Genomic DNA, 13,723 nt, shown 5'->3' on the forward strand with positions numbered 1-13,723 from the left:
CGCCCCTCTGTGTTTAGTGCGGTGCAGCGCTTAGCTATCCAGTCTTAGAAAATCGCCTTTGCGGTTGAATTTCAATTCGAGACCGTTGTTTAGTTCAACTTCCTGCCCCGTTCTTTCCAAAGTCCAGTCCGTTATATAATTTTGAGGATACTGTGCCTGAACATAGGCAAGGATTTTTGCAGGAATTACCGAATCGGGAAGTTTTTCGCGCCCGTCAATCGAGGTAATTTCGCCCTTTGCATTAAAATCAAGCTCTACTCCGTTGTTAAGCTTTATTTCATAGCTGTGAGAAACGCCTTCCGTATCCTTTACCGCAAGGGCGATTGCGGCTTCGGGAAAATGCGTGTTTACATAGGAACGTACCGCTTGGGGTAAATCCTTTTCGGCTACCGGAATATCCTTTGCAAACAAAGCGCTTCCCGATACAACAAGCATTAAAAGCAAAGCGCTTATTCCGAGTATTTTTTGTTTCATATAACCTCCGACGGTTTAAAGCGAATGCCGCAGCGGACAGTACATATTTAAACCGTTTTGTTTGAACCGTTTTTACGGTTTAACTAAAGATACTATAATTTTAAAGCTGCGGCAAGTTTATTATGATTTCAAGCACTTTTGCAAGTCCGGTGAATTTTTTACAAAGTTCAGCGATGCTTGCAATAAGGGGCGAAACGATGTAAGCTTTTTCATTATGTATATTCAGCCTAAACACATAGAGCTTTCGAACGGAAAAACGGCGGTTTTTAAAAGTCCCGAACCGGCGGATGCGGCGGCAGTCCTTGAATGTATGCGTCTCAGTGCGTCACAAACGTATTTTTTACTGCGCTATCCTGAAGAAATCGTATTAACCGTTGAAGACGAAAAAAAGCGCTTGGATGATATCAATAATTCCGAAAACGGTTTTATGCTTGCGGCCTTTATAGACGGAGAATTGGTCGGTAATGCAGGAGTGTTGTGTAAAGCCGATTGTATAAAAACACGGCACAGGGGCGATTTCGGTATGGGAATAAAAAAAGCGTTTTGGGGTTTCGGCTTGGGAACCCGTATGCTTTCCGAGGCCATTTTAGCGGCAAAGCAAACGCGCTTAGAGCAAATCGAATTGGGTGTGTTTGCCGACAATAGCCGTGCCCTGCATATGTATAAAAAAGCCGGCTTTGTGCAAACGGGTATTATTCCCCGCGCATATAAACTTAAAGACGGCACATACCGCGACGAAATTCAAATGCTCCTAAAATTGAGTAATTGAGGCAAAACTCTAAATCAAAACGGGCGGCGATATGTTAGACGTCCGTTTTAAACCTTTATTTGAGTGTTTTTAAGTAAGCCTTTGTTTCGGCCGGAATGCGCGTACTTTCAACCGCTTTTTGAATTGCCTTTGCGTGTGTAAAGGGTTCAAGCCGCCTGTTTTGAATGTAAGGAATCGCCGTATCGTACTGTTTAATCAGGGCAAAGCTGAAATACCAGGCAACCATCATCTTTATATAGTATTCGTCGGATTTGACGGCGGCGGCACGTTCAAGCATTTCCGGTTTGAATTCACTGTCAAGATAATTCGCCAGCAAAAGACCGAGGGCATAGCGCACCGTATAGCAATGCTTCGATTTAAACCAAACGAGGATACGCTCGTACACCGCGCCGGGATGCTTTTTGAACACAGGCGGCGAAAAAAGGTCGCAGGTTTCCCAATTGTCGATAAAGGGCAAAAAAGCTTCCGTCTTTGCAAGACAAAGGTCAAAATCACGGATTTGTTCGACAAAAAATGCGTGCAGGTTGTTTTCTTCAAAATAAGTATGAGGAAGAACGCTCATAAAGGCTTGTGCTTCATCCGGCTCGGCTTTAAAAAAGCTTTTTGCAAAGGTACGCAGGACGGGCGTGCGGATTCCTATCATCGTTTTTTCGTCGATAGTAGGCACCAGCTTTTTATTAAAGGCCTTGTATGCTTCGTCGCGAAAAGAAAAAAGTTCTTTTTGAATGCGCTCTACGACGCCTGCAGGATTTGACTTCATAGTAAAATTATAGCCGTTTACGGGTATCGGTCAAGACCTTTAAAAAGCCAAGTCCAATACCTGCCCTATATGCGTAACGGGATAAAAGGTTATGCCTTTTTTTACCCGTTCGGGAATCTCATCCAAATCGCGCATATTTTGTTTGGGGATAATAACGTGCTTTATACCGTTACGCTTTGCCGCTACCGTTTTTTCTTTTAAGCCTCCGATCGGAAGGACTTGGCCCGTAAGCGAAAGCTCTCCGGTCATGGCAAGGTTTTTGCGGATTGTCTTATCCTTTAAAAGCGATAAGAGAACGGTTGTCATCGTAATACCTGCCGAAGGGCCGTCCTTGGGAGTTGCTCCTTCGGGAATATGCAAGTGTATGTTGTGTTTTTCAAAAAAGGCTGCATCCTTTATTTTATGCTCGATGGCATAGGAGCGGACCCAGCTCATCGCAATCGATGCGGACTCTTTCATAACATCGCCCATTTGACCTGTAAGGGTAATGCCTTCTTTCCCGGGAACGCTGATAGCTTCCAAAAGCAGGGTGTCGCCGCCCATACTTGTCCATGCAAGGCCGATTGCCGTTCCGGGGCGGTCGGCTTTTTTGCGGTTGTCTTCGTCTGTAAAAACCGGTTTACCCAAGTACTTTTCGATAAGTTCCTTATCCAAGCTTACGGGGCGGGCTAAAAGCCGGTTGAGTTTTTTTTGCTTTTCTTTTTCTTCCGCACCGATAATGCGCTTAAGTTCTTTATTCTTTTTGGGTTTGCGGCCGGTATCCGGAATATCCTTTGTTTCCTCTTTTGTTTTTTCTTCGGCCGCCTTTTGTGCGGCAATGCGCTCTTCCAGCTCTTTGCGGGACGCTTCTTTTAAAGAGAATACTTCATCCATGAGCGAAGATATGTCGTTTTCACCGAGAAGTTCTGCCGCATATTTACGGTGTATCTTATCCAGATTTTTTTCAAAATTGCGCACGCCGGCTTCCCGTGCATAAGAGTTTGCAATAAACAATAAATCGCTTTTTGTATAATGCACTTGATTTTTGGATAAGCCGTTTTTTTCCAGGCTTTTGGGAACCAAAAAGTTCTTGGCTATTTCGGTTTTTTCCTGATCGATATAGCCCGAAAGATGAATGATTTCGGCACGGTCGCGAAGGGGTTCGGGAATTCCGTCGAGGGAGTTTGCCGTCAGCATAAACAAAATATTCGAAATATCGAAGGGCATATCCAGATAGTGGTCCCTAAAGGCGATATTTTGTTCGGGGTCGAGTACTTCCAAAAGGGCGCTGGACGGATCTCCCTGAAAGCTTGAACCCATCTTATCCACTTCATCGATGACAAAAACGGGTGCCTTTGTTTTGACGATTTTTAAGCCCTGAATGATTTTTCCCGGCATAGCGCCGATATAGGTTCTGCGGTGCCCTTTTATTTCGGCTTCATCGCGCATACCTCCTACCGAAAACCGGAAAAAGGGCTTGTTCATCGCGCGCGCGATTGAGCGGCACACGCTCGTTTTTCCGACACCCGGGGGGCCGACCAAAAGCACGATGGAACCCTTGTTGTCGTTTTTTAATTTACGCACCGCAAGGTATTCTATAATACGCTTTTTAACGTCTTCAAGTCCGTAGTGGTCTTCGTCCAGTATTTCGCGCGCCTTTGTCATACTGTAGTTTTCGGGTACGGGATCTTTCCACGGCAAATTGACGATGGTATCGAGATAGTTGCGCGTAAGCGTATATTCGGGAGAAGACGCATCCATAAGGGAAAACTTTTCCAGTTCGTTTTGGGCCGTTTCAAGTACTTCGCCTTCAAATTCGAATGAATCTATCTTATCCTTGAATTTTTGGTAGTCGGAACTTTTAGCATCGCCTGCCATACCCAATTCTTCTTTGATGGATTTGAGTTCTTCCTTTAAAAAATATTCACGCTGATTTTTTTCGATGCGGTCGTTCAATTCGCTTTGAATCTTTTTTTGAATACGCAACAGTTCCTGCTCTTTTTTTATAAACACCAAAACGTTTTCCATGCGCTTGCGGACATTTTGCATTTCCAAAACTTTTTGCTGCTCGTCCTTATCGATGTTTAAAATGGAAGCGATAAAATCCGCAATCTTTCCCGGATGGTCGATGTTTACCATATTCAGGCGCATCTCTTCGGAAAAAAGCGGATTGTTTTCGGAAATCTCCTTCATTTCGCTGATGAGGGCCCGCGTTAAAGCTTTGGCTTCAAAGGTTTTATCTTCAATGTCTTCAAGATATTCAACGGCGACCGCCATCGGAGAAGATTCGCTGAGGGTTTTCCGTATGCGGAAGCGCTTTATGGTCGAAATAAATATGTTTACGCCGCCGTCGGGTAAATTGATTTTTTTTATAATTCGTGCGGCCGTTCCCACTTCATGCAAGTCGGAGACAACCGGATTTTCACTGTCGTTTTTAAGCATCACAATGCCGAGTAAACCGTCTTCGGCATAGGCGCTTTCTATCACCTTTATGTCTTCCGCCGAATTGATCATAAGCGGCGTAAAAATGCCGGGAAAAATCGGACGGCCGGAGAGTGGGATTAAACGTAATTTATTTGAAAGTGTTTGATCTGCGGGTACGATGATTTGTTCTGCCATACTGAAAAAAACTCCTGAGAGGCTTGTCTGAAACACGTTCGGTTTTTAAAACAAGCCCCGTAATAAAAAACAACTGTCTTATATTAAAATATGCTCATTTTTCCGAGAAAAGGCAAGCCCTTTTTAGCATTAAATCGTACCGATTTTATCAGGCGGGGAATAAAAAAAGAGCTGTCCGAAAAATTTCGATTTAACGGACAGCCCGATGCTTTTGAAGGTTTAAAGTGAGCGTCTAAAATAGCGCCGCTCACTTTAATTTGAGTTTTGCCTTTTGATATTGCGAAGGGCAAAACTCCGTTATTTTATGTGCTTTCTTACTTGCGTTACGAAAGCACCGAATTCATCAACCTCAACTTTTGACAAAGTTTTCAGTTGATGAATTTTACGGAAAGGTTTATTTTTTACAAAACCAAAGAAGGCGGCGCATAGGAGCGGGACTTTAATTCGCTGTCGAGCATGTAAAGTGCCTTTGCATCCGAACCGAATAAATCATATTTTTTAATCATATCTTCGGTATTTTTTTCTTCTTCGCCCTGCTCTTTAACAAACCAGTCCAAAAACTGCATGGTGCGGTAATCCTTTACGTCAACCGCCGCCGCATAAATCGTGTGAATCAGATCGGTAACATAGCGTTCGTGCTGCAAACTTACGACAAGGGCGTCCTTAAATTCCTTGTACGTGTGATTCGGTTTGTCGATCGCTTCCAAGGTGATTTTCTCACCGTTGTTTTGTAAATACTGAAGAATCAAGTCTGCGTGATCCTGTTCTTCTTTAGCCTGAATTTTATACCAGTTGCCGAATCCCTCCAATCCTTCTTCGTAAAAATAATTGGAAATATCCAAGTATACATAGGCCGAAAACAACTCCTTGTTGATTTGGGCATTAAGCAGTGTGCTTACTTTTTTATCCAGCATAGAGCCTCCTAAAACAGCTTTATAAAAAAAAGCGCTTGATTAAAAGATAGCGAATTTAGGCCGAATAAGCAAGCAAAAAATGTACTTAACGGGATTTTTCAATAATGACCGTAACAGCCAATAGGGCAAATACCGGCGGAATCAATAAAAAACTTTTTTCAAGTCCCGCCGTATCTCCGATAATTCCCATAATAAAGGGAATTAAACCGAATCCGGGGATTCCCGCGCATGACATTAAAATAAAGGCCGATGTCGAATCCAAACGGGGTATTTTATATACGGCATAGGATTGTATTGAAGGCCAAAAGCATGCAATGGCGACACCCGACAAAAACAGAGCGGGGAAAAAGAGCATTTGACTGTGCATGAGGGGGAGCAGGGCGGCTATTATAAAGCCTCCGGCCGCCGATAAAAAAATCATTTTGCGCAATTTATGCTGGGGAACGTATACGCCGATGAATAAGCGCATGGAAAGCATACCCGCTGCAAAACATGCCGTTCCGACAGCTCCCATTCGGGGCAAAGAAGCAAAATGGAGCTGTATATAACTTGCGCTCCAAAAGGTAAAGGCGCCTTCGGCACCTCCGGCTAAAAACATCATAAAGCAAAAGACCAAAAAGCGTTTTGAACGGATACAATCGATATAAAAGCGGATAACACTTTCGGTATTTAAAGCTTTTGTATGCGGTTCCCGTTTGCGCAGCAGGGCCATAAAAACGCCTGCCGTAAAAGAAAAAAACGACAAGGCCGCCATAATAAGGCGCCATGATACATCCCGGGTTAATAATTCACCCGCAATCAATACCGTCGATAAAACGCCTGCCGACCATGCCGAGTTTGTAATATTCAAATATCTGCCGGAATCTTCGCTGTGTAAATCCTGTACCAGAGGATTTATCAAACCTTCCAAAATACCGCATGAAGCCCCGATAAGGACGCTTGCGCCGAGGATAGCCGCATAGGAAGGGGCCGCCGCATAAACGGCATAGCCTATGCTTAATCCGAATAAGCCTCCTGCAAGAGAGCGTATTTTTCCTATCCTGCTTGCGATAAAACCGCCTGAAAATAATGAGGCAAAAATCAAAATACTGCGCATTCCTTCAATGCCTCCGCTTGCCGACAGGTTAAAGTGCAGTTCATCGGCCATAGCCAAAAGGCAGATAGGGGTTACCGTGGCGCTCGCAGAATAAACGAGGAGGGCCGTAATAAGTGAAAAATCAAGCAAGGTAAGTTTTATGTTCATAGATTGTCCAGCATAAACCATGGTGAAAAAAAAGGCAAGTAATCGCATTGACTTTATTTTTTTATTCCGTTATAATAAACATTCGCAGCTAAATTGAAGTGTTTTGAATACAGGTGGTTTTTATGTCAAGAAGATGTGATATTTGCGGAAAAGGCCCTATGAGCGGCAACAAAGTAAGTAAGTCGTACAACCATGTACGCCGTACATGGAAACCCAATATTGTGGAAGTTAAAACCGAAATTGAAGGTACAACCACGACATTGAAGTTGTGTACGCGTTGTTTAAGAAGCGGATATATTACAAAGAAGGTGTAATATCATTGTAGTCTATCGTTTCGCATGTAAAGAGGCTGTCCGAACACCGGTATGTAGGACGGCCTTTTTTTATGATGCGCAGCAGTCCGAGCACAGCCCCCAGATATTCATTTCCGTTTTTTGAGGCTTAAAGTTTTTCGGGAGGGCGCCCAGAGTTGCGTCCCGTATGTGTGCGGCTTCGTCGGAATATACATCATAAATCTTGCCGCAGCCGGTACATTTAAAGTGCCAGTGCTCCGAAGTTTCGGCATCGTAACGCAGTTCATCGTTTTCGATAGCAACGCTTTTAACAAGACGTTTTTCCTGCAACAATTTGAGCGTATTGTAAACCGTTGTTTTTGACAGGGTCGGAATTGACGGCGCCAAAGCAAGATAGAGGGTATCGACGGTCGGATGCTCGGGATGCTCTTTTAAGTATTGATAGACGGCAAGGCGCTGTACGGAGGGACGTACACCGTGCTCGGTTAAGAGTTTTGCCGTATCAACCATTGTATCCGTGCGGTTCAGGGTGTGTAATGAACCTCGTTTTATTACAGTCATAATTTTTCCTATATTTGTATTGAATTCAAATATGATATTAACTTAATCTTTGGCTGTTGTCAACCGCCCGCTTTAACTTGCGAAAGAACGCCTTTTTTACCGATACTTATAATATGAAACGTATTTGTATTGCGCTCTGTATTGCCGTTTTGAGCGCTTCTCTGTGTGCTCAAACAAAGCTTGAATACCGCAAAGCCGGTTCCTATTGGATGGTCGAACGCTCCGATTTACGCCGCTACGACAACGGAAAGTATACGGGATTGACAAGCCGCGAAGTACGCTCCTTTGTCTATCCTTCCGATTCGGGTATTGAAGATATAGATACCGAAGAGCTCGGTATCACGGGAGCTTTTACGCTTTTTGAAGGCGGTTTTTATGTGGGCGAAAAAACGATGTCGAATCTTAAAGAAACGGCCCTCTCTTTGGATACCTCCGTTCCCGCCCGTTTTGCCCTTTCTTCCGACGGCCGTCTGACTCCGATAGAAGACAGGGGCTTTCCGACATTCAGAAGTTTTCCCGCCTTTCCGTCCGAGGCGGTACAGCCGGGCGATACATGGACCTCCGATGCCGTCCGTGCCGTTGACCCTTTGAATAAAGGAATCTATACGCGCATGCCTATAAAGGTTTTATACACGTTTCAAGGCGAAGAGCTTTACAAGGGCAGGGAAACCTACCGTATTCAAGCTTCTTGGGCTACCCGCTACGGTATGTCATATATCGATAGTAACGGAGATGCGGATTTAATCTTTGCCGCCGGTTCTCACACTGCCGATATGTACGTACTTAAAAAAACCGGTCAAGTCTTTGTTATTGCGGACAGGGTTGAAGAGGAGTTCCGCTATAAAGACGGAAACCGCGTACAATTTAAAGGAAGTATTTTGCTGTTTACGGATTTTCCGAGTGCGGTGGAAAAAAAAGATGTGCTGCCGCTTTTGGAAAACCTTGCCGGAAACGCTTCGACGGCTTCCGCCTCCGATTCCGTGGAGTCCGCCGGTACGCTTTCCGCCGATATTCAGCTTGACGGCAACAGCTCCGATACGGTATTTGAACAAACGCCTGCGGGCTTGCGGCTTTCGCTTCGGAACATAGGCTTTTTGCCCGACAGTACGGATTTTAGAGCCGAAGAAAAGGAGAGGCTCGACCGCATTGCCGAAGTTTTAAAGCAAGTACCGGATGCAAAACTTTTAATAGAAGGACACGCCGCTTCTACGGGCAGGGCGGAAGGCGAAAAAAAACTTTCGGCCGAGCGTGCTCAGCGCATTGCCGACGAATTGGCAAAGCGCGGCATTAAGAGGGAATGCTGTATTACGAAGGGGCACGGTTCACAGCGGCCGATTGCGTCTAACGAAACCGAAGAGGGCAAAAGACAAAACCGCCGTGTTGAAATTACGATTTTAGAATAAGGCCGTCATAAGCGGGTTCTATATTCAAACTGCCGCCCGTATGAGAGGCTAAAAAGGCTTTGATTTGGCTGTGCGAAAAATCGTGGCATATATGGGTAAAAAAGCTGCGCTTTGCCCCTATTTTTTGCACGTAGGCTATGCTTTCGTCAAAGCTTAAATGCGTACTGTGCGGCCGCTCGCGCAGTGCATCGATAACAAGAATGTCCGCGCCGCGCACAAGCTCTATCGATTGTTCGCTGATAAAACTAGAGTCGGTCAAATAGGCAAGCGAACACGTTTTATCGGCAGAATCCTTTTCCGAAATTTTCCAGCCGTATACTTCCAAATGTCCGTGCAAAAGCGGTACGGGGATAATTTCAAATTCCCCGATACAAAGCGGGTTCTCGGTGCCGAAAATCGAGGCGTCAATCAATTCAAGATGGGGCTTTCCGCCTCCTTCTTTTACGGGTGAAAAAATATAGTCGAACCGTACTTGTATATCGTTCAGGGTTGGGGCATTCGAATAAATGTGCAGGGGCTTTTCGGTTGTTTCGCCGAGGAGGTTTTTGTGGGAAAAAATGCGCAAATCGTCGATGCCGTGCAAGTGGTCGGCATGGCTGTGGGTATACAATACCGCGTCAACCTTGTTCAGTTTTGCGCACAAAGCTTGGCTTCGGAAGTCCGGCCCCGTATCGATTACGATAGAGGTTCCGTTTTTTCCTTTAACAAAAATGCTTGAGCGCGTGCGCTTATCTTCGGCAGCTTCGGATGTACATACGGGGCAGGTGCAGCCGATCACGGGGATACCGTGGCTTGTTCCCGTTCCCGCAAAAAAAATCTTCATAACTTTCAGCGAATCCCTATTGCAGCCTTACTGGTTGTCGTATTTTTCGACGCTTTCATCAACATATTCAAGGACGATGCCGGCGGTTTTAAACATAGCTTCGCTTTCCGCACCGGCGTGATATTTTTTTTCGCATACGATACGCTTTATGCCGCAGTTTATAAGCATCATGGCACAGGTGCGGCAGGGGGTCATTTTGCAGTACACGGTTGCCCCGTCGATTGCAACGCCGCGGCGGGCGGCTTGGCAAATTGCGTTTTGCTCGGCATGGACGGTGCGTACACAGTGCATCGTAACCGAACCGTCGTCGTGGATCATCTTTTTTAAGTCGTGGCCTACATCATCGCAGTGAGGCAGTCCCGAAGGAGAGCCTACATAGCCGGTTGCCAAAATCTGACAATCCTTTGCGATAACGCAGCCCGATTTTCCGCGGTCGCAGGTTGCACGTTTGGCAATAGCGCGGCATACTTCCATAAAATATTCGTCCCAGCCGGGCCTCTCATTTTTTTGTTCCGTTGTTTGTTCAGCCATGGTTGCAACAAACCTCCTTACTCCAATAACTTGACGCCGTCAAGCGAATTGACGCCTTATTTCTTCCATTTCATCGCGTATCGCCGCGGCTTCTTCAAATTCCAAGCGCTCGGCGTGTTCGAGCATTTGTTTTTCCATCGCTTTTAAAAGCTTTTTGCGCTGGCCGGGAATAAACATATTTGTCGCGGCTTTGATAACGGACAGTTCCGTACCGATAATTTCTTTTTTTTCTTCGCTGCGGCGCACCAAAATGTCGCCCACAGCCTTTGCAACGGTGGTCGGCGTTATACCGTGTTCCTTATTGTATGCTTCCTGAATCGAGCGGCGTCTTTTTGTTTCATCGATTGCCTCTTTCATCGCATCGCTGAGGCGGTCGGCATACATGACAACCGTACCGCTGCTGTTGCGCGCCGCCCGTCCGATAATTTGCACCAAACTTGTAGCCGAGCGCAAAAAGCCGATTTTATCCGCATCCAAAATCGCAATAAAGGACACTTCCGGTAAGTCGATTCCTTCCCTCAATAAATTGATGCCGACCAAAACGTCGAATTCTCCCGCGCGCAAACCCTTTAATATTTCCACCCTTTCAATCGTTTCGACTTCCGAGTGAATGTATTTTACCTTTAAGTGCAGTTCGTCCAAATATTCGGTTAAGTCTTCGGCCATTTTTTTTGTAAGGGTCAAAATGAGCGAGCGCTCGTTTTGTGCAATGCGCCGTTTTACTTCTTTGTAAATATCCTGCATTTGCCCCTCGCTCGGCCGTACTTCGACAATCGGGTCTAAAAGACCGGTGGGGCGTATAATTTGCTCTACAACGCGGCTGCTGCGCTTGACTTCTTCTTCGCGCGGGGTTGCCGACACAAAGAGGGTTTGATTCAGTTTTTTTTCGAATTCGGCGAATTTAAGGGGGCGGTTATCCAAAGCGCTTGGCAGCCGAAAGCCGAAATTGATAAGGTTTGTTTTGCGGCTGCGATCTCCTTCGTACATTGCGCCGAGCTGCGAGAGGGTAACGTGGGATTCGTCTATCATACATAAAAAATCGTCGGGAAAATAATGCAGCAAGGTTGCAGGAGGCTGACCGCGTGCGCGCCCGGTAATGGGGCCCGAATAGTTTTCGATTCCGGGGCAATAGCCCATTTCGGCAAGCATTTCAAGGTCGTAAATAGTGCGCGTTTTTAGGCGTTCGGCTTCAAGATTTTTCCCTTGAGAAAGCAAAAACTCAACCTGTTCTTCCAGTTCCGCCTTTATGCGGTCTTGGGCGGCGACAAGCATTTCAGGCGGTACGATAAAGTGTTTGGCGGGGTAGAGCATAAGCTCGTCCATATCTTCGCGGATTTCGCCGCTTATCGGGTCGAAACGTTTTATTTTTACCACTTCTTCCCAGTCAAGTTCTATGCGGTAGGCTTCGTGCATATAGGCAGGGAAAATTTCCAGCACGTCGCCCCGTATGCGGAAATTGCCGCGCTCGAATACGGCGTCGTTCCGTTCGTACTGCAATGATACGAGTTTTTGCGCAAACTTATCGGGGGCTAAAGCTTCACCCTTTTCGATATGAATGCTCATATCGCGGTAGATTTCCGGCATTCCCAAACCGTAAATACATGAAACGGTTGCCACGACGATAACGTCGCGCCTTTCGACAAGGGAATACGTTGCGCTTAAGCGCAGACGGTCTATTTCATCGTTTATCGAAGCGTCTTTTTCTATGTATAAATCGCGGGCCGGCACGTAGGCTTCCGGCTGGTAATAATCGTAATAGGATACAAAGTATTCGACCGCATTGTTCGGAAAAAAGCTTTTAAACTCGCGGTACAACTGGGCCGAAAGGGTTTTGTTGTGGCTTATAATCAGGGTGGGGCGCTGTATGCGCTCGATGATTTTTGCCATCGTAAAGGTTTTACCCGAACCGGTAACCCCCTTGAGGGTTTGAAAACGCTCCCCGTTTAAAAAGCCCTGTGCAAGAGCTTCTATTGCCTGCGGCTGGTCGCCTGAGGGTTCAAAGGGGGATTCAACCTTAAAGGGGCGCACTATTCGGCCTCGCTCAGTTTAAGCGTTATGCGCTCGCTTTTTTTTCCGCGCTGGACGGTGAGCGTTACCGTATCGCCGGGCTTTTTGCTTTCCAAAAGCGAATAATAATCGGCATAACCGCGCACCGCAGTACCGTCTATGGCGGTGATAACATCTCCTCCCAGATAAATGATAACGCGGTTTCTGCTTGAACCGTAGCGCACCGCTTCCGTGCCTGCACGAAGGCCTGCGCGTTCGGCCGTACCGCCGCGCGTCAATTCGGATATTAAAAGGCCCGAAGAAACCGAAAGGTTTGCGTAAGAAGCGATAGAGGGGGTAAGCTGGACGAGGCGGGCATCCGGATCGAGAACGCCGCGGCGCACCTTCCCGTATTGAATCAAATCCGATACAACGCGCTTTGCCGTATTGACGGGAACCGCAAAACCTACGCCGGCGGAACTTCCCGATGTGGAATAAATCATCGTGTTTATGCCGATCATCTTTCCCTGCGTGTCCAAAAGCGGCCCGCCGGAATTACCCGGATTTATTGCCGTATCCGTTTGAATCATATCGCGTATAATGTTTCCCGATGAGGACTGAATGGGGCGTCCCAAGCCGGAAACGATACCGCTTGTCATTGTCCGCTCCAAACCGAAGGGGTTTCCGATGGCGATAACCTTTTGGCCTACTTTAAGCGAATCCGAATTACCGAAGTCGATTGTTTTTAATTCGGTTCCGCGCGGCGGTTCGAATTTTAAAACGGCAATATCGCTTGCACTGTCTTGGCCTACCACCCGTCCTTCGTATTGGGTGCCGTCGGAAAGCGATATGTAAATTTTATATGCGTTTTCTATAACGTGTACGTTTGTAACGACATAGCCCCTCTTATCGATGATGGAGCCCGAACCGGAGCCGCCGTCTTGAGGAACGGGTTCCAAAAACCAGTTGACCGCGACCACTTGCGTGTTTATGTTTACAACCGCTTCGTTGCAGTTTTCGTAGACAAAAATATTTTGCACTTCATCGCGGGTATATTGATTTTGCCGGTCGGCGGCACCGAGCGCGATGTTTTGTTCGGAGCTTTGAAGTACAAAGGAATTTTCGTCCTGTGAATATGAGGGGACTTGAACCCCCGTTTCCGTTTTTTCAGCGGCTTGAGGAGGGAGTTCTGCGGTATCGGCCGGTTTTGCCGTAAATTTATATACCGTTGAAAATATGAGGGCCGACAGCACCAAAGAAAAAATCGCCGTCAGTAAAGAAGCAAAAAAAATCTGCCGTTTTGTATACAGTTTCATACTCTAAAATATAGTAAAAAGACGCAGGAATTTCCAGCACTAAAGAATTAAA

14 protein-coding genes are annotated in these 13,723 nt (G+C 46.2%); 4 read left to right on the forward strand and 10 right to left on the reverse strand.

From position 1 onward, the window contains the following. Positions 1-30: 30 nt before the first annotated feature. On the reverse strand, positions 31-474 hold the full coding sequence (locus V1L52_RS03080) for a PepSY-like domain-containing protein (protein ID WP_428770837.1): 444 nt from the start codon (positions 472-474) through the stop codon (positions 31-33). Positions 475-688: 214 nt separating this feature from the next. Here V1L52_RS03080 and V1L52_RS03085 point away from each other — a divergent pair, with 214 nt between their 5' ends. After that, complete coding sequence (locus tag V1L52_RS03085; RefSeq protein WP_428770838.1) at positions 689-1,243, forward strand: GNAT family N-acetyltransferase; 555 nt, start codon at positions 689-691, stop codon at positions 1,241-1,243. 55 nt (positions 1,244-1,298) lie between these two features. On the opposite strand, the gene V1L52_RS03090 is transcribed toward V1L52_RS03085, so the two are convergent. Continuing rightward, on the reverse strand, positions 1,299-2,003 hold the full coding sequence (locus V1L52_RS03090) for a DNA alkylation repair protein (protein WP_428770839.1): 705 nt from the start codon (positions 2,001-2,003) through the stop codon (positions 1,299-1,301). 39 nt (positions 2,004-2,042) lie between these two features. Next, positions 2,043-4,601, reverse strand: a complete 2,559-nt coding sequence (lon, locus tag V1L52_RS03095; protein WP_428770840.1) for an endopeptidase La — start codon at positions 4,599-4,601, stop codon at positions 2,043-2,045. 90 nt (positions 4,602-4,691) lie between these two features. Here lon and V1L52_RS03100 point away from each other — a divergent pair, with 90 nt between their 5' ends. Further along, a complete protein-coding gene (locus tag V1L52_RS03100) occupies positions 4,692-4,829 on the forward strand; it encodes a hypothetical protein (RefSeq protein WP_428770841.1) in 138 nt (45 codons plus the stop codon). Between the two features lie 173 nt (positions 4,830-5,002). Here the strand turns inward: V1L52_RS03100 and V1L52_RS03105 are convergent, their stop codons facing one another. Both V1L52_RS03105 and V1L52_RS03110 read right to left on the reverse strand, forming a co-directional pair. Next, positions 5,003-5,515, reverse strand: a complete 513-nt coding sequence (locus tag V1L52_RS03105; RefSeq protein ID WP_428770842.1) for a ferritin — start codon at positions 5,513-5,515, stop codon at positions 5,003-5,005. Positions 5,516-5,600: 85 nt separating this feature from the next. Beyond that, positions 5,601-6,758: an MFS transporter gene (locus V1L52_RS03110; RefSeq protein WP_428770843.1), complete on the reverse strand. Its 1,158-nt coding sequence runs from the start codon at positions 6,756-6,758 to the stop codon at positions 5,601-5,603. A gap of 122 nt (positions 6,759-6,880) precedes the next feature. Between V1L52_RS03110 and rpmB the strand changes: the two genes are divergently transcribed. After that, positions 6,881-7,072: a 50S ribosomal protein L28 gene (rpmB, locus tag V1L52_RS03115; protein WP_428770844.1), complete on the forward strand. Its 192-nt coding sequence runs from the start codon at positions 6,881-6,883 to the stop codon at positions 7,070-7,072. A 69-nt stretch (positions 7,073-7,141) separates the two neighbouring features. Here rpmB and V1L52_RS03120 read toward each other — a convergent pair whose 3' ends face one another. Continuing rightward, a complete protein-coding gene (locus V1L52_RS03120) occupies positions 7,142-7,612 on the reverse strand; it encodes a Fur family transcriptional regulator (RefSeq protein WP_428770845.1) in 471 nt (156 codons plus the stop codon). A 113-nt stretch (positions 7,613-7,725) separates the two neighbouring features. Here V1L52_RS03120 and V1L52_RS03125 point away from each other — a divergent pair, with 113 nt between their 5' ends. Continuing rightward, the gene (locus V1L52_RS03125; protein ID WP_428770846.1) at positions 7,726-9,015 is read left to right on the forward strand and encodes an OmpA family protein; all 1,290 of its coding nucleotides are present in this window, start codon (positions 7,726-7,728) and stop codon (positions 9,013-9,015) included. On the opposite strand, the gene V1L52_RS03130 is transcribed toward V1L52_RS03125, so the two are convergent. The 4 genes from V1L52_RS03130 to V1L52_RS03145 are packed head-to-tail and all read right to left on the reverse strand — an operon-like array spanning position 8,999 to position 13,671. Continuing rightward, positions 8,999-9,838, reverse strand: a complete 840-nt coding sequence (locus V1L52_RS03130; RefSeq protein WP_428770847.1) for an MBL fold metallo-hydrolase — start codon at positions 9,836-9,838, stop codon at positions 8,999-9,001. The two genes, V1L52_RS03125 and V1L52_RS03130, sit on opposite strands and share 17 nt — an antisense overlap. A 27-nt stretch (positions 9,839-9,865) precedes the next feature. After that, the gene (locus V1L52_RS03135) at positions 9,866-10,369 is read right to left on the reverse strand and encodes a deoxycytidylate deaminase (RefSeq protein ID WP_428770848.1); all 504 of its coding nucleotides are present in this window, start codon (positions 10,367-10,369) and stop codon (positions 9,866-9,868) included. 39 nt (positions 10,370-10,408) lie between these two features. Beyond that, positions 10,409-12,397, reverse strand: a complete 1,989-nt coding sequence (gene uvrB, locus V1L52_RS03140) for an excinuclease ABC subunit UvrB (protein WP_428770849.1) — start codon at positions 12,395-12,397, stop codon at positions 10,409-10,411. Then, on the reverse strand, positions 12,397-13,671 hold the full coding sequence (locus V1L52_RS03145; protein ID WP_428770850.1) for a S1C family serine protease: 1,275 nt from the start codon (positions 13,669-13,671) through the stop codon (positions 12,397-12,399). The genes uvrB and V1L52_RS03145 overlap by 1 nt, the downstream gene beginning before the upstream one ends. Between the last annotated feature and the right edge of the window lie 52 nt (positions 13,672-13,723).

Origin of the sequence: Treponema sp. HNW, assembly GCF_050320395.1 — a bacterium.
Classification (GTDB): domain Bacteria; phylum Spirochaetota; class Spirochaetia; order Treponematales; family Treponemataceae; genus Treponema_C.

Coding starts and splice junctions, on each gene's coding strand:
- V1L52_RS03080 (WP_428770837.1), bottom strand. CDS start 474: ATGAAACAAAAAATACTCGGAATAAGCGCTTTGCTTTTAATGCTTGTT.
- V1L52_RS03085 (WP_428770838.1), top strand. CDS start 689: ATGTATATTCAGCCTAAACACATAGAGCTTTCGAACGGAAAAACGGCG.
- V1L52_RS03090 (WP_428770839.1), bottom strand. CDS start 2,003: ATGAAGTCAAATCCTGCAGGCGTCGTAGAGCGCATTCAAAAAGAACTT.
- lon (WP_428770840.1), bottom strand. CDS start 4,601: ATGGCAGAACAAATCATCGTACCCGCAGATCAAACACTTTCAAATAAA.
- V1L52_RS03100 (WP_428770841.1), top strand. CDS start 4,692: ATGCTCATTTTTCCGAGAAAAGGCAAGCCCTTTTTAGCATTAAATCGT.
- V1L52_RS03105 (WP_428770842.1), bottom strand. CDS start 5,515: ATGCTGGATAAAAAAGTAAGCACACTGCTTAATGCCCAAATCAACAAG.
- V1L52_RS03110 (WP_428770843.1), bottom strand. CDS start 6,758: ATGAACATAAAACTTACCTTGCTTGATTTTTCACTTATTACGGCCCTC.
- rpmB (WP_428770844.1), top strand. CDS start 6,881: ATGTCAAGAAGATGTGATATTTGCGGAAAAGGCCCTATGAGCGGCAAC.
- V1L52_RS03120 (WP_428770845.1), bottom strand. CDS start 7,612: ATGACTGTAATAAAACGAGGTTCATTACACACCCTGAACCGCACGGAT.
- V1L52_RS03125 (WP_428770846.1), top strand. CDS start 7,726: ATGAAACGTATTTGTATTGCGCTCTGTATTGCCGTTTTGAGCGCTTCT.
- V1L52_RS03130 (WP_428770847.1), bottom strand. CDS start 9,838: ATGAAGATTTTTTTTGCGGGAACGGGAACAAGCCACGGTATCCCCGTG.
- V1L52_RS03135 (WP_428770848.1), bottom strand. CDS start 10,369: ATGGCTGAACAAACAACGGAACAAAAAAATGAGAGGCCCGGCTGGGAC.
- V1L52_RS03145 (WP_428770850.1), bottom strand. CDS start 13,671: ATGAAACTGTATACAAAACGGCAGATTTTTTTTGCTTCTTTACTGACG.